Below are 23,599 nucleotides of genomic sequence, written 5' to 3'. Positions count from 1 at the left end.
GCCAGTGTTACATTGAAGCTGTATCAGGAACCACTTACCCCTGAGGAGAGCCGCCGCATGGCACGGGAGATCTTCACCGAGGAGCACGAGGCGTTCCGCGACATGGTGCGGTCCTTCATCGCGAAGGAGGTCACGCCCCACCACGAGCAGTGGGAGAAGGACGGCGTCGTCTCCCGCGACGTGTGGCTGGCCGCCGGCCGGCAGGGGCTGCTGGGCATCGAGATGCCCGAGGAGTACGGCGGGGGCGGCGACGACGACTACCGCTACTACACGATCCTCAACGAGGAACTGGCCCGCGCCATGGCCAGCGGCCCCGGCTTCGCGGTGCACAACGACGTCGTCGGCGGCTACCTGCGGCAGCTGCTCACCGACGAGCAGAAGCGGCGCTGGCTGCCCGGCTACTGCTCCGGCGAGCTGATCACCGCCATCGCCATGACCGAGCCCGCCGCCGGCTCCGACCTCCAGGGCATGAAGACCACGGCCGTGAAGGACGGTGACGACTACGTCCTCAACGGCTCCAAGACGTTCATCACCAACGGCATCCTGTCCGACCTGGTGATCGTCGCCGCCAAGACCGACCCCGGAGCCGGGGCGCACGGCGTCAGCCTCCTGATGGTCGAGCGCGACATGCCCGGCTTCACCCGCGGCCGCAACCTCGACAAGGTCGGCATGCACGCCCAGGACACCGCCGAGCTGTTCTTCGACAACGTCCGCGTCCCCAGGGCGAACCTCCTCGGCGAGGAGGGCATGGGCTTCATCTACCTGATGCAGAACCTGGCCCGCGAACGCCTGTGCATCGCGGTGTCGGCGGTGGCTGGTTCCTGGCAGGCGTTCGAGACGACCCTGGAGTACTGCAAGACGCGCACGGCGTTCGGCCGCCCGATCGGCAGGTTCCAGCACAACCGCTTCACGCTGGCGGAGATGAAGACCGAGATCACGGTGGCGCAGGCGTTCCTGGACCAGTGCATCGCCGAGGAGGTCAGGGGCGCCCTGTCCGCCGAGAACGCCTCGATGGCGAAGTGGTGGACCACCGAGATGCTGAAGACCGTGGTGGACCGCTGCGTCCAGCTGCACGGCGGCTACGGCTACATGAACGAGTACCCGATCGCCAAGGCCTACCAGGACGTCCGCATCCAGACCATCTTCGGCGGCACCACCGAGATCATGAAGGAGATCATCGGCCGCGGCCTCGGCGTCTGATCCGTTCCACCGGTCCGGGGCGAAGACCACCGGGACATGAATGTTTGTTTGATCGGTCCGGCGCCAGAACCCGGGCCCCCGCCGGAGGCATCCAACAGATCATGGGTGATGCGGGGTTCGGGCGGGAGCGGCTCTGGGCGGTCCTGTTCCGGGTGGGGCTCGGCGGGGCGTTGCTGGTCATCGCGTGGGGGATCCACGCGGAGGACGCGGCGTTCGCCCGCCGGGCCGTCACCGTGGACGCGACCGTGACGGGGGTCGCCGAGGCGGCCGTTCGGGACGAGGGGGCCTCCGGCGAGGGCGACGGGGTCGCGATGGTGCGGTTCCGGGCCGGGGGCCGGGACGTGTCGGCCAGGGTCCTGCTGGACGACGTCGGCGAGGTCCGGCAGGGGCAGATCCTCGCGGTCGGCTACGACCCGCGCAACCCGGTACGGGTGGTCGCGCCGCCGCCGTCCGGCGGCCCCGAACCGCAGGCGATCGTCTACGTGACCGCCCTGGCGGGGCTGCTGCTGCTCATCCCCTGGCGGCTGCTGGCGCGGGGAGGGAACGCGGTCAGGGGACGACGGTGACCGGCCAGCGGCCCGCGCGGACCAGGCGGACCGCCACCGAGCCGACCAGGCGGTGGCCCGCCTGCTGGGAGGCGCCCACCACGACGGCGTCGGCGCGTTCCTCGTCGGCGACGCGCGACAGCACCGTGTAGGGGTCGCCCTCCCGCGCGTGGAACTCGTACCGCACGTCCCGCGCCTCGGCCGCGATGCGCTCCAGCTGGGCCCGCAGCTCGGCGTCCACCTGCGCCCCGGCTTCCCGCATCACCATCGCGCCGCCCGGCGTGAGCGCGCCCAGCGTCCCGACCGGCGTCACGTGGACCAGGACGAGCCGCGCCCCGCTGCGCCGCGCCAGCCCCCAGGCGTAGGCCCCGGCCCGCAGCGAGGTGTCGGATCCGTCCACCCCGACCACGATCACCCTGGGCCCGACCGGTCCCGCGTCGTCGCTCATACCGCCAGCTTAGAGGGGGTGCCGTCAGGCGAAGCGGGCGTCGACCTCCTCCGGGGTCAGCCCGAAGTCCGCCAGGTCGTAGCGGTGGGCGGGACGGGCGTCGCCGGTGCGGCTCCCGGCGTGGAGCCCCCGCATCGCGGCGCGGGCCCCGTCGGTGAGGGGCAGGCCGAAGTGGGCGTAGATCGCCTCCACGGTGCCGAGGGGGTCGCGGACGAAGTCCTCGTAGCGGACGTCGAAGAACCGGGCCCGGTCGTGGCGGGTCCGTTCGGCGCGGAACGCCGCCAGGCCGCGGCTCCACAGGTCGAGCTGGCCGCGCCCGATGACCGGGCCGGTGAACAGCTCCGACCAGCCCTCGGTGGCGTGCGCGGCCAGGCTGCACATCGACGCCATCGCGGTGCGGGGGTCGCGGTGGGTCTGCACGACCAGCGCGTCCGGGTAGACGGCCAGCAGGGCGTCCAGCGCGAACAGGTGGCTGGGGTTCTTCAGCACCCAGCGGCGGTCCGCGTCGGGAAGGCCGATGAGCTGGAGCAGGCGGCGGTGGCGGCGGTAGGCGGGGGTCCAGTCCTGCCCGGCGAGCCAGGCCGAGTAGGCCGGCACGTGCGCCAGGCACTCGAACGAGACCGACCGCATCGACTGCCGCAGCAGTTGCCAGCACTCCTCGACCATGTCGGCCGACATGTAGTGCACGCCCATGAACTCGGGGTGCTCGACGTGGTGGCGCTCGTAGCCCGCCTGGATCGCCTGGAAGACGGGGTCGTCGGCCCAGGTGTCGCGGGGCGGCCGGGGCTGGGGGACCTCGGCCAGCCACACTTCGAGGCCCTGGTGGGCGGGGTCGGCGGTGAGCAGCCGGTGCAGGGCGGTGGTGCCGGTGCGGGGCAGGCCCGTGACGAAGATCGGACGCTCGACCGGGACGTCCGCGTGTTCGGGGTGGCGCTTCCAGGCGTCCTCGGCGAACAGCCGCGCGGCGAGGGCGCCGCGCAGGAACGCGCGCTGCACCTTGTTGCCGAGCGGAGTGAGCCGGGCGTCCTTGGCGTAGGACTCCAGCAGCACCTCCAGCCCGTCGAGGTGGTCGTCGCCGCCGAAGTCGGTCAGGCCGGTGATCCGGCTGGCCGAGGCGTGCAGGTCCTCGACCGTCCCGACACTGTCACGTCCCGCCGCCATGCGTTCTCCTCAGTGGTGGTATTCGCCGCCGTTGACGTCCAGGCACTGCCCGGTCACCGCGCGGGCGAGCGGGGACAGCAGGAAGACGACGGCGTCGGCGATCTCGTCGGGTTCGGGGAGCCTGCGCAGGTCGATGGTCGCGGCGGTCTCGTCGTAGACCTGCTGGGGCGGGACGCCGCGTTCTTCGGCCAGGTAGTCGAAGTACCACTTGAGGCTGTCGGCCCAGATGTAGCCGGGCGCGACGGTGTTGACCCGGACGCCGCGCGGGCCGAGCTCGGTGGACAGGCTCTGGGCGAGGGCCAGCAGCGCGGCCTTGCTCATCTTGTAGGCCCCGAACGTGCGCCGCGAGTGCCGCAGCACCGCCGAGTTGATCATCACGACGGAGCCCGCGCCGTCGGCGAGGTCGGCGGCGAACAGCCGGGTCAGGCGGAGCGCGGCGAGCACGTTCACCTCGAACGCCGCGCGGATCGCGTCCTGGTCGGCCTCGCACAGGTCGGTGAGGGGCGGGATGGAGAACGCGTTGTTGACCAGGCCGTCCACGCGTCCGTGGACGTTGAGCGCGGTCTCCACCAGACGTTCGCACGACGCCTCGTCGGTGATGTCGGTCGGCACGGCGGTGGCGCGGCGGCCCAGCCCGGTGATCTCCTCGGCGACCTCGGCCAGCCGCGCCTCGGTGCGGGCGGCGAGGACGACGTCGGCCCCGGCCGCGGCGCACCGCAGCGCCAGCCCGCGCCCGAGGCCCGGTCCGACGCCGGAGATGACGACGACGCGGTCCTCCAGCAGCGGCCGCATCAGCCGAGCATCCTTCGCGCGTGGGCGACCTGCCGGGCGGCGATCCGGTCGGCCCACTCCTTGGGGGTCACGCGCTGGCGGTCGTGGAAGGGGAGGCGTTCGGGCAGCTCGTCGAAGGGGACGACCTCGACGCGCGGCCCGTCGGCGTCGGTGAGCCCGCGGGTGAGGCGCTGCCAGCGGATCTGGAGGTAGCCGCGGCGGTGGCCGGTGCGTTCGACCCAGTTGGCGAGGCCGGGGTCGCGCTCGCTGACGACGTACCGGATCATCCCGTCGGGGTCGACGCGCGCCTGTTCGGCGGTGAGGCTGGTCTGGTGGTTGACGTAGTCCAGCGAGACGTACCACATGCTGCCGAGCTGGAAGCCCTGGTAGGGGGCGTCGCTCCGGGGGACGGTCACGACGAGCGCCTGGTCGTCGTCGAGCTCGTAGTGCCCGGCGGACGAGTACTGCGTGGCCAGCCCGCCGGGCGTGATCCGGGGCTCGGTCATGGTGTTGACCGGCAGCTTCAGGTAGTGCCACTCGGGGAAGACGAGGAAGGTCCGCAGCCGCGACACGAGGATCCTCCCCGCCACGTCGAACCGCTTGGCGGCCCGTTCCGGGTCGGCCGGGGGCGGCGGCGAGACCCCGAGCCGGTCGGCCCGGTGGATGCGGATCTCCCCGGGGCGCTCGCCCTCCCAGTCGCTGAACACCTCGCGGACCAGCAGCATCGCCGCGCCCGGCCCCAGCGTGAGGTAGCCGGGCCCGGCGTCGGCGCGCGGCGGCCCGAACCGCAGCTCGAAGCTCCCGTCCGGCGCGACCTCGAACGCCCGGTCGTCGAACGCCGACAGGCTGTCGGGCGAGCTGGTCGGGGTGTAGTCGCCGTTGAGGACCTGGAAGCTGAGGTCGGCCGTGGTGCCCCGCCGCCCGCTGACGACGTACTCGGCGTCGTCGCGCAGGTAGGCGCTGAAGTAGAGCGCGTCGGGGTTGTCCAGCCCCAGCTTGGAGTGCGGCCCGGTGGACCGCACGAAGAACGGGAAGTCCCGCTCGTAGGCCCAGGCCATGTGCAACGACGCCTTGATGCTCCCGGCGAGGTAGTCCAGCCCTTCGGCGAGCCCCTGCGCGTCCCGCGCGTGGGGCGCCTCCCGGACGATCCGCTCGGCCTCGGCGACTGCCTGCGTAAAGGACTGCGTGCTCACGGCACTCCCTCGAACGACCCGATCCGGCCAAGCGTTAGCTTGGTCATCCGCGTCGAGACTAGAACCCGTTCTACCACCGGTCAATGCCCGCGGTTCCGGAGAACGGTCTAGCGGATGATGACGCGGTCGGTGGGGGCGCTGGTGTCCGTGGTCCAGCCGTCGTGGCCCGAGTCGGCGTGCCAGCGCTTCCCGGCGAAGCGCACCTCGGTCAGGCCGTAGGACTGGGCGTGGGTGACCGCCCAGGACGCCACCGCCCAGCCCGTGCGCGCGTTGCTGACGCGGACGCCGTCGGGGGGCGGGGGCGTGGGGCCGGCCGACTTCTTCTCGGCGGCCGTGGGCTGGAGGCGGCCGCCGAACGCGCGGCGCATCTCCCGCAGCGCCTCGGCCTGGCGCGGGGCGGTCTTCTTGTCCGGCGGGTACCAGCAGCGCACGGCCGCCGGCTCGCGGCCGGTGAACGCGCGGGCCAGCGTCTTGCCGTCCGGCTCGTGCCGGGCGTAGGCGCGGCCGTCGGCGCTGCGCTGCACCTCCTGGGCGGCGTCGTGCAGGTCGCGGTCCAGGTAGTCCTTCACCTTGACCAGCCCGTCGAAGAACTTGCTGGTGGACACCACCGGATCGCGCAGCTTCGCGGGGGTGCCCCAGCCCTGCGAGGGGCGCTGCTGGAACATGCCGACCGAGTCGCGGTCGCCGCCCGCCAGGTTGCGCAGGTGCGACTCCTGGATGGCCGTCGCGTAGGCGATCACCGCGGCGCGTTCGGGCAACTGCTTGCGGAACGCCACGCCCGCGATGATGGCGGCGTTGGCGGCCTGGTCCAGTTCCAGCGGCATCTTGCCGATGGCCGTGCGCACCTCGCACCCCGAACCGTGCAGGTAGGGGCGGGCGTGCAGGAACAACGCGTACCCGCCGGCGCCGAGCGCGAGCGCGACGCCGGTGCCGACGGCGGTCCAGCGCCACCGCCGCCGCCCCTTCGGGGTCTCTCCATTCGCCCTTGCTGCCACGGGTCGACCGTACCGGGAGATGGCCACCAGTAAGCTCAAGGACCATGACCCTGTCCATCGCCGCGCCTCCGCGCGGCGGGTCCTGGCACCTGGACGCCGGGTCCGGGTCGCCCGGATCGACGCGTCCGGCGAGGTCGTGGTGGACGAACGCGCCAAGCGCGCCATCCTGCTGAGCTTCAAGGCGTCAGGCGTGCGGCGTTCATTTCGATCAACCGCAGCTCACCTGGCCGGTCCCCTTCGGGCAGTTTGACGAGTTCGTAGGTGCACGTTGGTCCACCTGGCCGTGGGGGCAAGTAGACGGTGCTGCGGGCTCCCAGCTTGCAATCGGTGAGGTATGGGTTCCTGGTCCCGGCCAGCGGTCCGTCGAGATAGACAGCGGTGTAGAGCTTGGGCATGTGAAGGATCTCGTCGAGCCCGTAGCGGTCGCAGAGTTGCTCGTCGGTCAGCGTGGGATCGATGAGCTCGGCGGAGAATTGGCCGGACTCATCGGGATAGGTCAGGCGGTGGAGACCCCCGGCGTTGACCGGTTCGGCGCTGCGCACGCCGCATCGATACGACATGATCCAATTGTCCCCGACCGAGGCTCGTTAGCCGAGGTCAGCCGTGTTCCGAAAGCGGCGTTCTCGTTGTAGGGCCGGCCAGTTCGGAGACAGTGGAACAGGCAACCCGGTAGGCGGTCGAAGGTGTTGCGCAGCGCGCTGGAACGCCGGGCGTGCTGAGGGCGGAGAAGGCCCAGAGGTATCCGGCCGCAGCCAGGCCCTGGTTCTTCACCTTGCGGTGGTGAACCACCAGGCTCTTGCCCGAGGCTCGGGTGATCGGGGCCGAACCGGCGTATGCCTTGAGGGGACGGGCGTCAGCGAAGCGGGCACGAACCTGTCGGCGTCGATGCCGGTGATCGACGTGCACACCGGTGAGGAGATCTCCCGGGGCCGGATCCCGGACCGGTGCGTGGCGGTCGGCGGCACGCGCATGAGGGAGTTCCCCGGCGGTGCTGGCGCTCAAGCGGCTGGAGCCGGGGCGGCGGCATGACAAGGCCGAGCTCAACGCCGTCCTGCGCGAGCGCGGGGTGGACACCTGATCGCGCAGGGACGCGTAACCTTTCCGGGTATGCGGCTTGATCTCTCTGTGGACGTGGCGGAACTGACGGCGGCGATCGTCGACATCGAGTCGGTGAGCGGGAACGAGAAGGCCCTCGCCGACGCCGTCGAGGAGGCGCTGCGGACGCTGCCGCACCTGACCGTGGTGCGCGACGGCGACTCGGTCATCGCCCGGACCGACCTCGGGCGCGCCGAGCGGGTCATCCTCGCCGGGCACCTGGACACCGTCCCCCTGAACGGCAACCTGCCCTCGCGCGTCGAGGGCGACAGGCTCTACGGCTGCGGGACCAGCGACATGAAGAGCGGTGTCGCCGTCCAGCTCAAGCTGGCCCACGACCTGGCCGCGCCCAGCCGGGACGTCACCTACGTCTTCTACGAGTGCGAGGAGATCGAGGCCGCCCGCAACGGCCTCAAGCGGCTGGTCGAGACCCGTCCCGAACTGCTGGCCGGCGACTTCGCCGTGCTGATGGAGCCGACCGGCGGGCTGATCGAGGGCGGCTGCCAGGGAACGGTCCGCGTGGAGGTCACCGCGCGCGGCGAGCGCGCCCACAGCGCCCGCGCCTGGATGGGCGTCAACGCCATCCACGGCGCCGGGGAGATCCTGGACCGGCTGCGCGCCTACACGCCCGCCAGGCCCGTGGTGGACGGGCTGGAGTACCACGAGGGCCTGAACGCCGTGTTCGTCCGCGGCGGCGTCGCCGGGAACGTCATCCCCGACGAGTGCGTAGTGACCGTCAACTACCGTTACGCGCCCGACAAGAGCGAAGAGCAGGCCGTGGCGTACCTGCGGGAGTTCTTCGACGGGTTCGAGATCGAGGTGACCGACGCGTCGTCCGGCGCGCGGCCCGGCCTGGACGCCCCGGCCGCGCGGGCGTTCGTCGCCGCCACCGGGGCCGAGGTGCGCGCCAAGCTCGGCTGGACCGACGTCGCCCGCTTCGACGCGCTCGGCGTGCCCGCCGTCAACTACGGCCCCGGCGAGCCGACGCTGGCGCACACCAGGGACGAGCACGTCGAGATCCCGCTGATCGGCGAGGCGGAGCGGCGGCTCCGCGCCTGGCTGGGCTGAGCGCGTGGCACGGAGATATCGCCGGGTGAACGGCGCTTTCCTTCGTTACGGTGAAGCCATGACATCCGAAGAGTCCCGTACGCATCGTCAGGGGCCCGCGACGCTGCGGGGCCGCGCTCTGCCGTCGACCACCACCGACCAGCGGCTGCTGGACAGCCGGGGTCCGGCCGACTGGGTGCACGCCGACCCGTGGCGGGTGCTGCGCATCCAGGCCGAGTTCGTGGAGGGCTTCGGCCTGCTGGCCGAGCTGCCCAAGGCCGTCAGCGTGTTCGGCAGCGCCCGCACCGACCCGGGCTCGCAGGAGTACCGGCTCGGCGAGGAGATCGGCGCCAAGCTGCACGAGGCCGGATACGCGGTGATCACCGGCGGCGGCCCGGGCATCATGGAGGCCGCCAACAAGGGCTGCGACCAGGCCGGGGGCCTGTCGGTCGGGCTGGGCATCGAGCTGCCGTTCGAGCAGAGCATGAACGAGCACCTCGACATCGGCCTGGAGTTCCGGTACTTCTTCGTCCGCAAGACGATGTTCGTCAAGTACTCCCAGGCGTTCGTCGTGCTCCCCGGCGGCTTCGGCACGCTGGACGAGCTGTTCGAGGCGATCACCCTCGTCCAGACTCGCAAGATCACGCGCTTCCCGATCGTGCTGGTCGGCACGCAGTTCTGGGGCGGGCTGATCGACTGGGTGAAGAACACCATGCTGCCCGGCGGCAAGATCTCGCCGGAGGACCTGGAGCTGTTCCACCTGACCGACGACCCCGACGAGGCGGTCCGCGTGATCGTCGAGGCGCACCAGGAGGCCGAACGCCGCCTCGCCGAGGAGGCCGCCGCCGCCCAGGCCGCCGCCAGGGAAGCCGGCGACGGCTCCTGACCCCTCGAAGCCACCCCCACAGGTCCGCCCGACCCACGCGTCGGCCGGGCCTGTCCCATGTCGGCTGACAACACCCTTGTCGTTCACCCCCGGAACCATTCGCTTCTGGACCGGCCGGGAAGTCCGAGAGGCCGGATGTTAGATTGGCCGACGCCCCGGGCGTCGGCCGGTCGACGTCGGGACCCAGCGGAACGGAGCGCGGCGAATGACATCGGGTTCGGGCCTGGCGATCTGTGTGTTCTGCGCGTCGTCCAGCCGGATCGACCAGCGGTACCTCGATCTGGCCGCCGAGGTCGGCACGGAACTGGCGCGGCGCGGCCACAGCCTCGTCTCCGGCGGCGCGCAGGTGTCCTGCATGGGAGCCGTCGCCCGCGCCGCGCGCGCCGGGGGAGCCCGCACCGTCGGGGTGATCCCCGAGGGGCTGGTCAGCGTCGAGATCTCCGACGAGGCCAACGACGAGCTGGTCGTCACGCCGGACATGCGGTCCCGCAAGGGCGAGATGGACCGGCGCAGCGACGCGTTCCTGGTGCTGCCCGGCGGGATCGGGACGCTGGAGGAGCTGTTCGAGATCTGGACGGCCCGCGTCCTCGGCATGCACGACAAGCCGCTGGTCATCCTGGACCCGACCGGCGTCTACGAGCCGCTGCGCGAGCTGATGAACGGCCTGGCCGACCAGGGCTTCGTCCGCCCCAAGACCTTCGACGCGATCGGCTGGACGGCCGACGTGTCCGAGGCGTTCGACCTCCTGGAACGCTCCCAGCCCCACATCGAGCCGACCGCCGAGGACTACGCCGAAGCCGAGCCCTAAACCGGCGGCGGACGTCATCGGGACCGGGGCGGAGACGACGGGTCCTCGTTCTGGTCGAGTTCGTCCCGCAGTTCCTCGACCCTGCGGCGGGCCTGGTGCAGGACCTCTTCGACGGTGCCCTTGAAGAAGCGGCCGTCGAGGGTCTTGCGGATGGTCTGCTCCACGATGCCGCCGCACACGTCGAGCGGGACCCAGCGGGTCACCGGCTTGTCCATGGCAGCCTCCGTTCGTACGTGATGACGGATGTGTTCTGGCTGATCGTGACCATCAGGTCGTCGAGGGAGACGGACTCCAGCAGGCGACCGCCGTGGCGGTCGGGCACGTAAGCCCACCAGCGGTTCGTGGTCCGCCCCCACCACGCGTGGACGCCGGGGAAGCGTTCCTGAACGTGGACGACGGCCGCCTGGCGCGCCCGTTCGAGGGGCGTGGTGGAAGTGGCGTCCGTCGAGCTGGCGGGCGGGTGCGTGTGGTGGAGCGGCGCGGCCGGGGTGCCCGGGGGGACGCTCACCGGACACGCCGCTCTCACCTCCCCCCACGGGGCCGCGGGCGGGGAAGCGGCCCCCTCCGGTGGGCGGGCGCTGTCGTGTTGCGCCCGCTCCCTCACCGGAGCCTCCTGCGCGCGGCGGCCCGGTGCGCTTCCTTGATCAAGGTCTCGCGCAGCGACGCGGCATCCGAGCAGATGACGGTCGGGTCCACCCCGGCGTCCGGATCGTGAAGGCTCGCCACCCAGTCACCGAGTCGCCCGTCCCAGCGGATCGCCCGCCAAATGCGATGTCCGGTGAATTCGCTTCTAAGAAGATCTAGCTGTTGATCCTCGGAACGGCGGCACGTGTCCATGATCGGCCTTCCACGTCTTCTCGACTTCCGAGTACAAGCATGAACACGGTGCGTTACTTTCGCTACGTTCGCTCGCGAAACGCAACGAGGAGGAGTGCGCGATGAGCGCCCGAGACTCGCTCGATCCGTCCGAATCCCTGTGGGACCTCGTCGCCGTTCAACTGCGAAGACATCGAGAGGAGCGCAATCTTTCAGGAGCGGCGCTGGCGCGAATTCTCGATCTTGATAGATCGAGCGTTTCGCGCCTTGAATCCGGAGGGATGAGGCTTCAGCCGCGACACGCAAAGCTCCTCGACCAGGAGTGGAAGACCGACTGGCTGTTCACCTGCCTGGTCGGTTTCGCGAGGTCAGGTCACAACGCCGAATGGTTCAAGGCGAACCTTGAATCCGAGGCGCGGGCCTCAGAGGTACGGATCTGGGAGCTGGCCTGGATTCCAGGGCTGTTCCAGACCGAGACGTACATGCGAGCCGTGTTCGAGTCGGCTGGATGGGAGAACGTCGACGAGCACATCGCGTACCGCGCGAAACGGCAGGGGTTGCTGGGCCGCAAGCCCCGCCCCGCCATGCGTGTCATCCTCGACCAGGGCACTCTCGATCAGCCGGTGGGCGGGCCAGAGGTCATGCGCGAGCAGTTGAGCGCCATCCTGGAGCAGGCGAAACATCCAAAGACCACCTTCCGGGTCGTTCCCCGGAGCGCGGGCGCGCACATCGGCCGGGACGGCTCGTTCAAGCTCATGACCATGGGGAACAGCGAGGTGGTCTATACCGAGGCGACCGGAGGCGGGAGACTGGTAACGGACCCGGCGGAGGTACGTTTGTTTCGGCAGCGGTTCGACCGCATCAGCGATCAAGCACTGCCCGTCGATGCCTCGATCGAGCTGATCAAGCAAATCATGGAGGCTTTTCATTGACTCCCGTTTGGCGCAAGTCCAGCCGCAGCGGAGGCACATACGGAGGCCAGAGCGACTGCGTGGAAGTTGCGGGCCTCGCAGGAAACATCGGGGTTCGGGACTCCAAGAGTCCCGAGGGGTCTCACCTGGTGTTCGATGCCGCGGCGTGGGGTGCGTTCGCACGCCGTGTGAAGAGCGGCGAACACGGTCTGACCTGACCCCTGCGCGTAGCGCGGGCCCTCGGCCGGAGGCCGGCCGAGGGCCCGTCGCGTTGGCCGCCGGGATCGATTCCAGGAGGGGTTTGTTCCTGCTTGGTGGTGCGTTCATCTGGTGTTCGAGGGTGGGCGGGAGGGTTCGCGTGATCTCACGTCGTGTAAGGAGTCGCCATGTCCGTGTCCCGTCGCGGGGTGATGAAGGGTGGGGCTGCCGGGGCGGTGTCGATCGCGCTGGCCGGGGGCCTCGACACGATCTTCCAGACGTCCGCCGAGGCCGCCGGGGCGTACGGGTACGGGCCGCTGCTGCCCGACCCCCAGGGGGTGCTCGACCTGCCCCGGGGGTTCTCCTACAAGGTCGTCTCGGCGCAGGGGGACGCGCTGCCCGGCGGCGGGCAGGTGCCCGGCAAGCATGACGGGATGGCCACGTTCCCCGGCAGCAGGCCCGGGAACGTCCGGCTGGTCCGCAACCACGAGCAGACCAACAAGGGGATCAAGCCCGTCGCGCCGGAGGGGCTGGTGTACGACCCGGCCGCCTACGGGGGGACCACGACGGTCGAGCTGGATCGTGACAACGAGGTCGTCGCCCAGGCCGTGAGCATCGCCGGGACGTCCACCAACTGCGCGGGCGGGCGTACCCCCTGGGGGACCTGGCTCACCTGCGAGGAGACCGAGGGGTTCGCGGGGCAGACCAAGTCGCACGGGTGGGTGTTCGAGGTCGACCCGGTCGGGCGGCGGACCAGGCCGGTGCCGCTGACGGCGCTGGGCCGGTTCTCGCACGAGGCCGTGGCCGTGGACCCGCACACGCACACGGCGTACCTGACCGAGGACGCCAGCGGGCCGTTCGGGCTGTTCTACCGGTTCCGGCCGCGGGCGCACCGGGGGGACTACCACTGCTATCTGCAGGGCGGTCTGCTGGAGGCCATGCACGTGCGGGGGCTGGAGGACCTGTCGCTGGTGGACGAGCCCGGCGCGCGGTTCCGGTGCCGGTGGGTGAAGGTGCCCGACCCGTCGGCGGCGACCGAGTCGACCCGCAGGCAGTTCGACGCGATCACGCGCAGCCAGAAGCTGGAGGGCGCGTGGTGGGCGCGCGGCAAGGCGTACTTCGTCGCCTCCTACGCGCGCACGGCGTCCGGGGCGGCCCGCGACCACGCCGGGCAGGTCTGGAAGTACGACCCGCGGACCGACACGATCGAGCTGGAGCTGATCTTCAAGGCGGGCGGCCGGTTCGACGGGCCCGACAACATCACCGTGTCGCCCTACGGCGGCGGGGTCATCCTCGCCGAGGACGGGGACGGCGAGCAGTACCTGGTCGGGGCGACGCGGAAGGGCGAGCCGTTCGCGTTCGCGCGCAACGCCTTCAACGACAGCGAGATGACCGGGGTGACGTTCTCCCCGGACGGCCGGACTCTGTACGCCAACCGGCAGGAGCCGGGCGTCACGTTCGCGATCACCGGTCCGTGGGCGCGGCTGCGCGACTGACCCCGGCCTGGGGCCCGGAGGCCCGCCGTCCTCGCAGGAGCGGCGGGTCTCCGCTTTTTCTCGGATATGCGCGGGGCGGGTGCGCTGGTGCGACGGCACGCTCCCGGTCGTGGCACGATCGAGGGAGGGAGGCACCGCGGGCTGGAGGCGCCGCGGTGGGGAGGTCCGATCGATCGGAGCATGATGGTTGTTGTGGCGCTCATCGTCGCCGCGCTGGCCGTGCTGGGCGCCGTCGTCGCCCTGGCGACGGGCCGGGGCGGGGAGCTGGCCGAGACGCATCCCGACAACCCCCCGCTGCCGATCCCGACGGCCCGCCCCATCACCGGGCCCGAGGTCGCGATGCTGAGCCTGCCGCGCGGGCTGTGGGGCTACCACGTGGGGTTCACCGACGAGGCCCTGCACCGGGTGGCCTACGCGCTGGCCGAACGCGACGCGCGGGTGGCGATGCTGGAGCAGCAGGTCGCCGAGTTGCGGCACCGGCTGGGCGAGGCCGGTGAGGGGGACGCCTGGACGGCTCCCGACGATCTTTACGGGCCCTCGTACGAGCCTTTGCGCGAGGACGGGGACGAACCCGGGGAGAACGGCCGCGCGGGGGCCGCCGACGCGCCGACCGTTCCGCAGGACGTCTCCGGGGACGCCCCGGCGGGCGGGGAGCGGGGCGACGGGTTCGAGGAGGAGCTGTTCGAGGACGACGGCCCCGAGCCCCGGCCCGAGCCGATCGCGCTGGTCAAGCGGCCCGAGGAGGAGGGGCGATGAGCACCGTCGCGGTGCATGCGGCCGTCACCGTGCGGGCCGAGCCGGAGCGGGTGTTCGCGGTGCTGACCGACTGGCCGCGGCACGCCGAGTGGATGCCGTTCACGTCGGCGCGCGGCGGGAGCGAGGTCGGCGCGCACCTGGAGGCGTGGACGGGGATCGGGCCCGTCGGGTTCCTCGACACCATGGTCATCACCGACTGGCGGCCGGGACGGCGCGTCGCGGTGCGGCACACCGGGAAGGTCGTGCGCGGCGAGGCGTGGTTCGAGGTCACGCCGGGGGCCGGGACCAACAGCCGGCTCGTGTGGGCCGAGCGGGTCGAGCTGCCGTTCGGGCCGGTGGGACGGGCCGGATGGCTGGTCGCCGGGCCGGTCGTGCGGGCGTTCATGGGCCTGGGGCTGCGGCGGCTGGCACGGCTGGCGGAGCGTTCTGTCGTACCCGTGCGGTAGAACCGTGGGATGACCGCCGCCATCAAGGGTGAGGACGGGCTCTACCGGTGCCCGTGGGGACTGTCGGCCCCCGACTACGTGGCCTACCACGACGAGGAGTGGGGGCGCCCGGTCCGCGACGACCAGGGGTTGTACGAACGACTGTGCCTGGAGGCGTTCCAGTCCGGGCTGTCGTGGCTGACGATCCTGCGCAAGCGGGAGGGGTTCCGGGCGGCGTTCGCCGGGTTCGACCTTGAGAAGGTCGCGGTGTTCGGCGACGGCGACGTTGAGCGGCTGCTGAACGACGCGGCCATCGTCCGCAACCGCGCCAAGATCGAGGCCGCGATCGCCAACGCGCGGGCCGCGCTGGACCTGCCCGGTGGGCTGGCCGAGACGCTGTGGCGGTACGCCGACCCGGACGCGCCGGTGCCGCAGACGCTGGCGGACGTCCCCGCGTCCACGCCCGGTTCGAAGGCGATGGCCAAGGAGCTGAAGCGGCACGGGTTCCGCTTCGTCGGGCCGACGACGGCGTACGCGCTGATGCAGGCGTGCGGCATGGTGGACGACCACCTCGCGGCCTGCCACCGGCGGGGCGCCTACCGCTGAGGGGCATCGCGCCCGGGCGCGCCCGCCGGTCACGGGCGGCGGGGCCGAACGCCGTGACCGAGCTCGCCCGGCGAGTCGGCCTGCGCGCCTGCGGAGCCGGACGCCTACTGCTGACGGGCGTCGCACCTGGGTGCGCCCGCCGGTCACGGACAGCGGCGGGGCCGGACGCCGCGACCAAGCCCGCCCGGCGAGTCGGCCTGCGCGCCTCGGGAGCCGGAGGCCTATCGCTGACGGGCATCGCGCCTGGGTGCGCCCGCTGGTCACGGACGGCGGTGGGGTCGAACGCCGTGACCGAGCTCGCCCGGCGAGTCGGCCTGCGCGCCTTCGGAGCCGGACGCCGCCGGGCGTGTTTCCGGCCTCACGGAACGGTCAGGCGACGACCGCGAGCAGGGTCGTGATGGCCGCGGTGAGCTCCGCGTCGCCGCTCATTGTCGATCGCTGACGGGCCTGGTCCACGGTGATGCCCCTGGTCGCCAGCCGCCAGAAGGTGTCCTGGTCCATCGAGACGCGTGCGTCCGGCTCCCCCTGGGGCGGGGCCATCCGCCACCGTCCGTCCTGCCGGATCACTGCCCACCGTCCGCCCGCCGGGCCGAGTACCTCCAGGTGGGCCGTGCTGCCCTCGGGCCGGTCGTGCGTCCGCAGTGCGTGCGGCAGGCCGCGCGCGAAGATGTCCAGCACCGGGGCCATGAGGTCGGGTTCGGTGGCGCCCGGAACGGAGACGGCGTCGCGCACCTGCTGCTGGTGCACCCAGAACTCGGTGTACTCGCGGCCGATGTCGAGCCAGGCGGGGCTGTCGACGTCGGTGGAGGCCCAGGAGACGTTCAGGTCGGCGGGGGCCTGGAGGTCCCGGGTCGCCCACAGGGCGTCGAGCCGCGGTCCCAGGTGATCCAGCAGTTCGATCATCAGTTGCGGGCTGAGCTGCCGGGACGCCCGGACGAACTCGTCGTTGGTGCGCGCCAGATAGGAGGGAAGCGTCTCGTCGTCGGCGAACACCGCGCCGCCGTACCCGTCGCGGCCGCCCGACAGGCGCCGCATGTAGTCGTTGAGCACGTGGCCGACGACGTCGTGCACGTCCCAGCCGGGGCACACCGTCGGCATGGCCCACTCGGCGGGGCCCAGGGCGGTGAGCAGGTCGAGCATGGCCCGCCGTTCGCGGGGGAACAGGGGGCGGACGTCGACGGCCGGACCGAAGATCATCATGACGTGACCCTACCGACGGCCGTCCCGCCGTCCCCAGGGGTTTTCCACGGGCCGCCTACGCTGCTTCGGCATGGATGTCGAGGTGCGGCGGGCGGTGCCGGACGATGCCGACGCGGTCGCGCGGGTGCATGTGGCGGCGTGGCGGGAGGCGTATCGGGGCGTGCTCCCCGACGCGTACCTGGACGGGCTCGACCGGCGGGAACGCGCGGCGGTGTGGCGGGGCGAGATCTCCGATCCCGCGAGGACGGTGCTGGTCGCGGTCGACGGGGCGCGGGTGGTCGGGTTCGCCTCCTTCGGGCCGCCGCGCGACGCCGATCCCGGTGGCGGGGACCGCGCCGAGCTCTACGCGATCTACCTGGAGCCGGGGCGCTGATGCGGGAGGTGCCGACCGGGCTCGCGCCGGGGACGCGCGGGCTCGTGCTCTGGGTGCTGGAGGGCAACGCGCGGGCGATCCGCTTCTGCGAGCGGCACGGGTTCGTCCCGGACGGGGCGCGGGCGTTCGGCGGTCCAGGTGCGTTACGTGGCCTCGGTGGGCTGAGATTTCGCTGCCGGAAAATACTTGCCATGGTGGAAAGTAGTTGCCATGATTGCGGCATCGGTCGGCGATGCGGAGGATGCCATGGGTGAACGGAACGAACGGGACGCCGTGGCGGCCCTCGACAGGGCGCACGCGCTCGGCGCCGCCACGGACCGGCGCGGCCGGACGTGGCTGGTGCGGTTCCAGCTCGCCTACGGGGTGATGTCGCTGGTGGTGGTGCCGCTGGTCGGCCTGTTCCCGGGGCCGGTGGGGGCCGTGGGCAGCATGGCGTTCTGGGTGCCGTGCCTCACCCTGCTGCTCGTCTACGCGGCGCGCCAGCCCGTCTCCCACCGGGGCATGGCGAAGACCCACCTGTGGATGATGGCGGTCTGGACGGCGCTCTACCTGGGCGTGCTCGCGCTGGGGAGCACGGTGTTCACCGGTGTGGCCGCCTGGTGGGCCGTGGGGGCCGTGGCGGTGGCGTCGCCCGCGTTCGTGGCGGCGTGGACGACGGCGAGGCGGCTCGCGTGACCGAGCACGGCCATCCCCGGCACGGGCTGGACGAGGTCGTCCACGCGCCGGTGCGGTTCTCGATCATGGCGGTGCTCGCGGCGGCGGAGAAGGCCGAGTTCGCCTACGTGCGCGACACCGTCGAGGTCAGCGACTCGGTGCTGTCCAAGCAGGCCGCGACGCTGGAGAAGGCGGGCTACGTGAAGGTCGTCAAGGGGTACGTCGGCAAGCGCCCCCGGACGTGGCTGTCGCTGACGGCGGAGGGGCGCGCGGCGTTCGACCGGCATGTGGCGGCCCTGCGCGCCATCGCCGACGCGGCCCCGGCCGACTGATCGGGAACGGGCGGCGTCCCGGGGTCGTTTCGCGCGGGAGGGAACGATCGCGGAAGGGGCGGGGCGATGACCGGACGGACGGTGCTGATCACCGGATCGACGGACGGGATCGGACGGCGGGCGGCGGTGCGGCTCGGGGCCGCCGGGACGCGGGTGCTGCTGCACGGCCGGGACGCGGCGCGGGCCCGCGCGACGCGGGACGAGATCGTCGCGGCGGGCGGGCCGGAGCCGGAGGTCCTGCTGGCGGACCTGGCGTCGGTCGCCGGGGTGGACGGGCTCGCCGAGCGGGTGCGCGACCGGACCGACCGGCTGGACGTGCTGGTCAACAACGCCGGGGTCGGCTTCGGCGCGCCGGGGGCCGGGCGGCGGGTCGGCCCGGACGGGACCGAGCTGCGGTTCGCGGTCAACTACCTGGCCGGATACCGGCTGACGCGGCTGCTGCTGCCGCTGCTCCTCCGGTCGGCCCCGGCGCGGATCGTGAACGTGGCCTCGGCCGGGCAGGAGGCGCTGGACCTCGACGACCTGCAACTGGAACGGTCCTACAGCGGCGTGTCGGCGTACCGGCGCAGCAAGCTCGCGCAGGTGATGTTCACGTTCGATCTGGCGGAGGAGCTGCGCGGCACGGGGGTCACGGTGAACGCCCTGCACCCGGCGTCGCTGATGGCGACCACGATGGTCCGGGAGAGCGGGCACGCGTCGCTCAGCACCGTGGAGGAGGGTACCGACGCCCTCCTGCGGCTGATCGACGATCCGGGACTGGCGGACGTCACGGGCGCGTACTTCGACCGGACGCGGGCCGAACGCGCCCACCCGCAGGCGTACGACCCGGCGGTGCGGCGGCGGCTGCGGGAGGTCAGCGACCGGCTCGCGGGCCGCTGACCGGCCCTTCCACGCGATCAATCAGCCGGGGTGGAGTCCGGGGGTAGACCTGGCCATACCCCGGGAACGGCGGTGGGGTCCAATGATCCGCGCGCCGTGGGCCGGTTCTCTGGTGGCGAGAGGAATCGCTGATCAGAGGCAGGTTGTTCATGGTCGTTCCACGGGTCGGGCCCGCCCCGGCGCTGTCGGTCCCCCCGGACGTCCCCCGGCGGTGGTGGGAGGGGCGGGCGGACGTCCCGCTGTACGCGGCGTTCGCCGCCTTCGCCGCCGGGACCGCCGTGGTCACGCATCTCCCGCCGCACCGCGTGTGGGGCTGGTGCGCCGCCGTCGCCTACGGGCTGGGCGCGGTGGCGGCGGCGTCGGGCCGCCTGCGGCGCGGACCGGTCGCCTGGGGCGTCACGGCGGGGGCCGCGCTCCTGCCGCTGGCGGTGCTGGCGGGGAGCGGGCTGGCGCAGCCCGAGGTCGGGGTCGTGCACCGGGCGGGCGCGCTGCTGCTGGAACGCGGCACCCCCTACCTGGACGCCGGGGAGCTCGCCGCGTGGCGCGGCTACGAGGGCTACAACCCCTACCTGCCCGGCATGGCGCTGTTCGGGGTGCCGTGGGCGCTGGCCGGGATCGACGCTCGGCTGCTCTTCGGGGCCGTGCTCGCGGCGGCGCTGCTGTGGGGCGCGCGGCGCACGCCGCCTTTGCTGCTGGCCTCGCCGCTGGTGGCGCTGCCGCTGGCGGTGGGCGGCGACGACCTGCCGGTGATCGGGCTGGTCTGCCTGGGGCTGGCCCTGGCGGCGCGGGACCGGCCGGGGGCGGCGGGCCTGGCGCTGGGGGTCGCGGCGACGCTCAAGGCGACCGCGCTGCCCGCGCTGGTGGTGTGCCTGGCCCTGGTCGTGGTGCGGCACCGCGCCGGGGCGGGCAGGTTCCTCGGGGGCGCGGGCGGCGTGGTCGCGGTGGGCGTGCTGCCCGTCGTGGCGGTCGACCCGCGGGGCTTCGTCGAGAACGTCGTGCGCTTCCCGCTCGGCCTGGCCGGGGTCGCCTCGCCCGCCGCCAGCCCGCTGCCGGGGCGGCTGCTGGCCGATCTGGGGGCGTACGGGCACGCGGCCGCGCTCGTGGCGCTGGGGGCGGCGGCCGCCGCGATGGCGCTGTCGCTGCTCGTCCGGCCGCCGGGGGACCTGCGGGCCGCCGCCGGGCGGCTCGCCCTCGGGCTGGCGCTGGCCACGGCCCTGATGCCCGCCACCCGCTGGGGCTACCTCGTCTACCCGGCCGTGCTGGTGGTGTGGGCGCGGGCCGCCGGGCGGGACCGGCCGCGGGCCGTCGCGGACGCGGGGCGTCCCCGGGAGGAGGCGGCGGCGTGCGCTGCCTGATCGTCACCAACGACTTCCCGCCCCGGCGCGGCGGCATCGAGACCTTCGTGTACGAGATGGCACGGCGCTTCCCCGCCGGAGAGGTCGTCGTCTACACCTCGCGGGAGGAGGGGGACGCGGCGTTCGACGCGGGGCTGGCGTTCCCCGTGGTGCGCGACCCGGCGCGGACGCTGCTGCCCACCCGGCGCGTCGTGCGGAACGTCCGCCGCCTCCTCGCCCGGTACGGCTGCGACCGGGTGTGGTTCGGGGCCGCCGCGCCGCTCGGGCTGATGGCCGGGCGGATCGGGGTCCCCTCGGTCGCCACCACCCACGGGCACGAGGTGTGGTGGGCGAGCGTCCCCGGCGCGCGGCAGGCGCTGCGGCGGATCGGGGAACGCGCCGACGTCGTCACCTACCTCACCGGCGACACCCGGCGGGGCATGGCCCGCGCCTGGGGCCCCGACGTCCGCCTGGAACGCCTCGTCCCCGGCGTCGACACCGACCTGTTCCGCCCCGGGGACGGCTCCGGCGTGCGCGAACGCCTCGGCCTGGGCGGCCGCCCCGTCATCCTCAGCGTCTCCCGCCTGGTGGCGCGCAAGGGCCAGGACCGGCTGATCCGGGCCATGCCGCTGGTGCGCGCGGCCGTCCCGGACGCGACCCTGCTGATCGTGGGGGACGGGCCGCAGGAGTTCTGGCTGCGGGGCCTGGCCGGGAAGATCGCGCCCGGCGGCGTCGTGTTCGCGGGCGGGCGGCCGCACGCGGAGCTGCCCCCGTTCTACGCGGCCGCCGACGTGTTCGCGATGCCGTGCCGGGACCGGCGGCTGGGGCTGGAGACCGAGGGCCTCGGGATCGTGTTCCTGGAGGCGCAGGCGGCCGGGCTCCCGGTGCTGGCCGGGCGTTCCGGGGGCGCGCCGGAGGCCGTGCGGGACGGGGAGACCGGGTTCGTCGTGGACGACGACGTGCGCCGGATCGCCGACCGCCTGGTCACCCTGCTCACCGACCCCGGCGCGATGGGCGCGAAGGGCCGGGCGTGGGTCCGCGACGAGTGGAGCTGGGACCGTTCCCACGACCGGCTGCGCCACCTGCTCGCCACCTGCCCTACGGTCGGGCCATGAACGGAGCGGCGACGGTCTGGCGGGCCATGGCGGGCAACCCCCTGCGGTTCGTGTTCTCGTCCTGGCCGTGGCGGGCGCTGGCCTACGTCGTCACCGGGCCGGTCGTCGCGGTCGTGTGGCTGGTGCTGGTCGAGGTGCTGCTCGCCGGCGGGGTCGTGCTGACGCCGCTGGTGATCGGGCTGGGGCTGCTGGCGGGCGTCCCGCTGTCGGCGGTCGGGTTCGCGGCGGTCGAGCGCCGCCGCCTGCGCCTGATGGACCGCCGCCCCGCCCCGTCCCCGCACCGCGACCCGCCGCGTCCGGGGCTGCGGCCGTGGATGTCGTGCCGGCTGCGGGAGGCGGCGACCTGGCGGGAGTTCGGGTACGCGCTGCTGGCGGTGGCGCTGGCGGCGGTGGACGTGGTGGTGCCGTTCGTGCTGGTCGTCGGCTCGACCGTCGCGGGCTCGTCCCCGTGGCTGATCGCCAAGGGCGACCAGATCCAGTTCGGGCCCGAGGTCACCGTCGACCAGCAGCGGGAGACGTGGCCGCTGATGCTCGGCGGGCTGCTCGGCCTCGTGCTCACCCTGTACGCGCTGGCGGCGCTGGCCGGGGCCCGCGCCGCGCTCGCCCGGACCCTGCTGGTGCGGCCGGTCGAGGAGGAGCTGGTCGAGGTGCGGGCCTCGCGGGCGCGGATGGCCGACGCGTTCGAGGCCGAGCGGCGGCGCATCGAGCGCGACCTGCACGACGGCGCGCAGCAGCGCCTCACCGGCCTGATCATGACGCTGGGCCTGGCCCGGCTGGACCGCTCCACCGAGCTGATCGACAAGGCGCGGGAGGAGGCCCGCGCCGCGCTGGAGGAGCTGCGCGACCTGGTGCGCGGCATCCACCCGTCGATCCTCACCGACCGGGGCCTGGCGGCGGCGGTGGAGGCGCTCGCCGAACGGTCGCCGGTCCCCGTCGAGGTCGACGTCGCCCTGCCGGAACGGCCCCCGGAGAGTATCGAGTCGGCCGCCTACTTCGTCGTCGCCGAGGCCCTCGCCAACGTCGCCAAGCACAGCCGGGCGCGGCACGCCAGGGTCGTCATCCGCCCCGGCCTGTCCATCGAGGTCCACGACGACGGCCGGGGCGGCGCGCGCGTGGCCGACGGCACCGGCCTGCAGGGGCTCGCCGACCGCGTCGCCGTCCACGACGGGACCGTGCGGCTGTCCAGCCCGCCCGGCGGGCCTACCATCCTTCGGGTGGAGATCCCATGCGAGTCGTGATCGCCGAGGACTCGGCGCTGCTGCGCGAGGGCCTGCGGCAGATCCTGGAGCGGTTCGGCCACGAGGTCGTCGCCGTCGAGGACGCCGAGGCCCTGGTCGCGGCCGTCCGCGACCACGCCGCCCGCGACCACGGGCCCGACGCCGTGGTCACCGACGTGCGGATGCCGCCCGGCTTCCGCGACGAGGGGCTGCGCGCGGCGCTCGCGCTGCGGGAGGAGCGCCCCGGCCTGCCCGTCCTGGTGCTGTCGCAGTACGTCGAGCACTCCTACGCCGCCGACCTGCTGGAGACCGGCGGCGGCGTCGGCTACCTGCTCAAGGACCGGGTCGGGGAGGTCGCCGAGTTCGTGGACGCCCTGGAGCGGGTCGCCGGGGGCGGCACGGTCATCGACCCGGAGGTGGTGCGGGGGCTGCTGGCGCGGCGGCGGGACCGTTCGCCGTTGCAGCGCCTCACCGCCCGCGAACGCGAGGTGCTGGCGCTGATGGCCGAGGGCCGCTCCAACGGGGCCATCGCCCGCGCCCTGGTGGTCAGCGAGGCCGCGGTCGTCAAGCACGTCGGGTCGATCTTCACCAAGCTCGACCTGCACCAGACGCCCGACGACCACCGCCGCGTGCTGGCCGTCCTGACCCACCTGCGGGAGGCGCGGTGAGCGGTGCCGGGGTGGTCCGGCCGCAACCGCGTGCCGCGCCGTGACCGAACACCGGTAGGGCCCAGGGGCTGTTCCAAAGCGGCCCCGGCCGAGCGCGCGAGCGCCGTGGGCCAGGGCTTTGGGAATACGGCCTAACCTGTGAGGCCGGACCGGCGGCGGAGGCGGGAGCGGTGAGCGAGGCGGAGATCGGCGGGCCGGGCCTGAGCGTGGGCGCGGCCGCGCGGCGCATCGGCGTCGCCGCCTCGACCCTGCGCACCTGGGAGCGCCGCTACGGCATCGCCCCGAGCCGCCACAGCGCGGGCGGCCACCGCCGCTACGACGAGCGGGACCTGGCCCGGCTGGTGCTGATGAACCGCCTCATCCAGGAGGGCGTGCCGCCCGAGGAGGCCGCCCGGGCGGCGCTGGCCGCCGGGTCCGGCGGGCTGCCCGCCCGCGCCGAGCCGTCCGGGCCCGTCCGGGGGAGCCGCGGC

30 protein-coding genes are annotated in these 23,599 nt (G+C 73.2%); 20 read left to right on the top strand and 10 right to left on the bottom strand.

Annotation, left to right across the window (positions count from 1 at the left end; all coding sequences use genetic code 11):
• Positions 1-57 precede the first annotated feature (57 nt).
• On the top strand, positions 58-1,200 hold the full coding sequence (locus AKI01S_RS34685) for an acyl-CoA dehydrogenase family protein (protein ID WP_067827487.1): 1,143 nt from the start codon (positions 58-60) through the stop codon (positions 1,198-1,200).
• Between the two features lie 101 nt (positions 1,201-1,301).
• Entirely contained in the window at positions 1,302-1,766 is a 465-nt protein-coding gene (locus AKI01S_RS34680; RefSeq protein ID WP_067827484.1) for a hypothetical protein, read from the top strand.
• Here the strand turns inward: AKI01S_RS34680 and AKI01S_RS34675 are convergent.
• The 6 genes from AKI01S_RS34675 to AKI01S_RS34650 all read right to left on the bottom strand — a co-directional run bounded on the left by AKI01S_RS34675 (position 1,750) and on the right by AKI01S_RS34650 (position 6,873).
• A complete protein-coding gene (locus AKI01S_RS34675) occupies positions 1,750-2,193 on the bottom strand; it encodes a universal stress protein (RefSeq protein ID WP_067827482.1) in 444 nt (147 codons plus the stop codon). The two genes, AKI01S_RS34680 and AKI01S_RS34675, sit on opposite strands and share 17 nt — an antisense overlap.
• A gap of 24 nt (positions 2,194-2,217) precedes the next feature.
• Positions 2,218-3,354 carry a sulfotransferase family protein gene (locus tag AKI01S_RS34670; RefSeq protein WP_067827479.1) on the bottom strand — a complete coding sequence of 379 codons (1,137 nt, stop codon included), beginning with the start codon at positions 3,352-3,354 and terminating at the stop codon, positions 2,218-2,220.
• Positions 3,355-3,363: 9 nt separating this feature from the next.
• Positions 3,364-4,146 carry an SDR family oxidoreductase gene (locus AKI01S_RS34665; RefSeq protein ID WP_067827476.1) on the bottom strand — a complete coding sequence of 261 codons (783 nt, stop codon included), beginning with the start codon at positions 4,144-4,146 and terminating at the stop codon, positions 3,364-3,366.
• Positions 4,146-5,318: a hypothetical protein gene (locus AKI01S_RS34660; protein WP_067827473.1), complete on the bottom strand. Its 1,173-nt coding sequence runs from the start codon at positions 5,316-5,318 to the stop codon at positions 4,146-4,148. The genes AKI01S_RS34665 and AKI01S_RS34660 overlap by 1 nt, the downstream gene beginning before the upstream one ends.
• Before the next feature lie 107 nt (positions 5,319-5,425).
• Positions 5,426-6,313, bottom strand: a complete 888-nt coding sequence (locus AKI01S_RS34655) for a hypothetical protein (RefSeq protein ID WP_245681905.1) — start codon at positions 6,311-6,313, stop codon at positions 5,426-5,428.
• A 176-nt stretch (positions 6,314-6,489) separates the two neighbouring features.
• A complete protein-coding gene (locus AKI01S_RS34650; protein WP_218009928.1) occupies positions 6,490-6,873 on the bottom strand; it encodes a hypothetical protein in 384 nt (127 codons plus the stop codon).
• Positions 6,874-7,420: 547 nt separating this feature from the next.
• Here AKI01S_RS34650 and dapE point away from each other — a divergent pair.
• The 3 genes from dapE (at position 7,421) to AKI01S_RS34635 (ending at position 10,149) form a co-directional block, all read left to right on the top strand.
• The gene (gene dapE, locus AKI01S_RS34645) at positions 7,421-8,476 is read left to right on the top strand and encodes a succinyl-diaminopimelate desuccinylase (protein ID WP_067827467.1); all 1,056 of its coding nucleotides are present in this window, start codon (positions 7,421-7,423) and stop codon (positions 8,474-8,476) included.
• Positions 8,477-8,534: 58 nt separating this feature from the next.
• A complete protein-coding gene (locus tag AKI01S_RS34640; protein ID WP_067827464.1) occupies positions 8,535-9,341 on the top strand; it encodes an LOG family protein in 807 nt (268 codons plus the stop codon).
• 205 nt (positions 9,342-9,546) lie between these two features.
• Positions 9,547-10,149, top strand: coding sequence for an LOG family protein (locus tag AKI01S_RS34635; RefSeq protein ID WP_067827460.1), 603 nt, complete (start codon positions 9,547-9,549; stop codon positions 10,147-10,149).
• Positions 10,150-10,163: 14 nt separating this feature from the next.
• On the opposite strand, the gene AKI01S_RS34630 is transcribed toward AKI01S_RS34635, so the two are convergent.
• From AKI01S_RS34630 to AKI01S_RS34620, 3 genes are all read right to left on the bottom strand, one after another.
• On the bottom strand, positions 10,164-10,364 hold the full coding sequence (locus AKI01S_RS34630; RefSeq protein WP_067827458.1) for a hypothetical protein: 201 nt from the start codon (positions 10,362-10,364) through the stop codon (positions 10,164-10,166).
• Positions 10,349-10,657: a hypothetical protein gene (locus AKI01S_RS34625; protein ID WP_157420365.1), complete on the bottom strand. Its 309-nt coding sequence runs from the start codon at positions 10,655-10,657 to the stop codon at positions 10,349-10,351. The genes AKI01S_RS34630 and AKI01S_RS34625 overlap by 16 nt, the downstream gene beginning before the upstream one ends.
• A gap of 92 nt (positions 10,658-10,749) precedes the next feature.
• Entirely contained in the window at positions 10,750-10,986 is a 237-nt protein-coding gene (locus tag AKI01S_RS34620; protein ID WP_067827452.1) for a hypothetical protein, read from the bottom strand.
• Positions 10,987-11,087: 101 nt separating this feature from the next.
• On the opposite strand from AKI01S_RS34620, the gene AKI01S_RS53840 reads away from it, so the two are divergent.
• The 6 genes from AKI01S_RS53840 to AKI01S_RS34595 all read left to right on the top strand — a co-directional run bounded on the left by AKI01S_RS53840 (position 11,088) and on the right by AKI01S_RS34595 (position 15,357).
• The gene (locus tag AKI01S_RS53840; RefSeq protein ID WP_157420364.1) at positions 11,088-11,897 is read left to right on the top strand and encodes a helix-turn-helix domain-containing protein; all 810 of its coding nucleotides are present in this window, start codon (positions 11,088-11,090) and stop codon (positions 11,895-11,897) included.
• Complete coding sequence (locus AKI01S_RS53835; RefSeq protein ID WP_245681904.1) at positions 11,894-12,094, top strand: DUF397 domain-containing protein; 201 nt, start codon at positions 11,894-11,896, stop codon at positions 12,092-12,094. The genes AKI01S_RS53840 and AKI01S_RS53835 overlap by 4 nt, the downstream gene beginning before the upstream one ends.
• Positions 12,095-12,262: 168 nt before the next feature.
• Entirely contained in the window at positions 12,263-13,570 is a 1,308-nt protein-coding gene (locus tag AKI01S_RS34610; RefSeq protein ID WP_067827445.1) for an alkaline phosphatase PhoX, read from the top strand.
• Positions 13,571-13,750: 180 nt separating this feature from the next.
• Entirely contained in the window at positions 13,751-14,326 is a 576-nt protein-coding gene (locus tag AKI01S_RS34605) for a hypothetical protein (protein ID WP_157420363.1), read from the top strand.
• On the top strand, positions 14,323-14,772 hold the full coding sequence (locus AKI01S_RS34600; protein ID WP_067827439.1) for an SRPBCC family protein: 450 nt from the start codon (positions 14,323-14,325) through the stop codon (positions 14,770-14,772). Before AKI01S_RS34605 ends, AKI01S_RS34600 begins: the two co-directional genes overlap by 4 nt.
• Before the next feature lie 9 nt (positions 14,773-14,781).
• Positions 14,782-15,357 carry a DNA-3-methyladenine glycosylase I gene (locus AKI01S_RS34595; protein ID WP_067827436.1) on the top strand — a complete coding sequence of 192 codons (576 nt, stop codon included), beginning with the start codon at positions 14,782-14,784 and terminating at the stop codon, positions 15,355-15,357.
• 369 nt (positions 15,358-15,726) lie between these two features.
• Here the strand turns inward: AKI01S_RS34595 and AKI01S_RS34590 are convergent, their stop codons facing one another.
• Entirely contained in the window at positions 15,727-16,557 is an 831-nt protein-coding gene (locus tag AKI01S_RS34590; RefSeq protein WP_067827433.1) for a maleylpyruvate isomerase family mycothiol-dependent enzyme, read from the bottom strand.
• A 70-nt stretch (positions 16,558-16,627) separates the two neighbouring features.
• Here AKI01S_RS34590 and AKI01S_RS34585 point away from each other — a divergent pair, with 70 nt between their 5' ends.
• From AKI01S_RS34585 to AKI01S_RS34545, 9 genes are all read left to right on the top strand, one after another.
• Positions 16,628-16,930: a GNAT family N-acetyltransferase gene (locus tag AKI01S_RS34585; RefSeq protein WP_157420362.1), complete on the top strand. Its 303-nt coding sequence runs from the start codon at positions 16,628-16,630 to the stop codon at positions 16,928-16,930.
• Between the two features lie 246 nt (positions 16,931-17,176).
• Positions 17,177-17,605 carry a hypothetical protein gene (locus AKI01S_RS34580; protein WP_067827428.1) on the top strand — a complete coding sequence of 143 codons (429 nt, stop codon included), beginning with the start codon at positions 17,177-17,179 and terminating at the stop codon, positions 17,603-17,605.
• Positions 17,602-17,916, top strand: coding sequence for a winged helix-turn-helix domain-containing protein (locus AKI01S_RS34575; protein WP_281186172.1), 315 nt, complete (start codon positions 17,602-17,604; stop codon positions 17,914-17,916). Before AKI01S_RS34580 ends, AKI01S_RS34575 begins: the two co-directional genes overlap by 4 nt.
• 66 nt (positions 17,917-17,982) lie before the next feature.
• Entirely contained in the window at positions 17,983-18,795 is an 813-nt protein-coding gene (locus AKI01S_RS34570; RefSeq protein ID WP_067827422.1) for an SDR family NAD(P)-dependent oxidoreductase, read from the top strand.
• 149 nt (positions 18,796-18,944) lie between these two features.
• A complete protein-coding gene (locus tag AKI01S_RS34565) occupies positions 18,945-20,150 on the top strand; it encodes a glycosyltransferase 87 family protein (RefSeq protein WP_067827419.1) in 1,206 nt (401 codons plus the stop codon).
• Positions 20,138-21,244, top strand: coding sequence for a glycosyltransferase family 4 protein (locus tag AKI01S_RS34560; RefSeq protein WP_067827519.1), 1,107 nt, complete (start codon positions 20,138-20,140; stop codon positions 21,242-21,244). The genes AKI01S_RS34565 and AKI01S_RS34560 overlap by 13 nt, the downstream gene beginning before the upstream one ends.
• The gene (locus AKI01S_RS34555; protein ID WP_218009927.1) at positions 21,241-22,482 is read left to right on the top strand and encodes a sensor histidine kinase; all 1,242 of its coding nucleotides are present in this window, start codon (positions 21,241-21,243) and stop codon (positions 22,480-22,482) included. Before AKI01S_RS34560 ends, AKI01S_RS34555 begins: the two co-directional genes overlap by 4 nt.
• Positions 22,470-23,129 (top strand): response regulator transcription factor, encoded by a 660-nt coding sequence (locus AKI01S_RS34550; protein WP_174567437.1) that lies wholly within the window; start codon positions 22,470-22,472, stop codon positions 23,127-23,129. Before AKI01S_RS34555 ends, AKI01S_RS34550 begins: the two co-directional genes overlap by 13 nt.
• 170 nt (positions 23,130-23,299) lie before the next feature.
• On the top strand, positions 23,300-23,599 hold a 300-nt coding region (locus AKI01S_RS34545; RefSeq protein WP_245681903.1), incomplete at its 3' end, for a MerR family transcriptional regulator.

It is taken from the genome of Actinomadura kijaniata NBRC 14229 (assembly GCF_001552175.1).
GTDB lineage: Bacteria > Actinomycetota > Actinomycetes > Streptosporangiales > Streptosporangiaceae > Spirillospora > Spirillospora kijaniata.
This window is presented reverse-complemented; position numbering and strand designations above follow the sequence as displayed.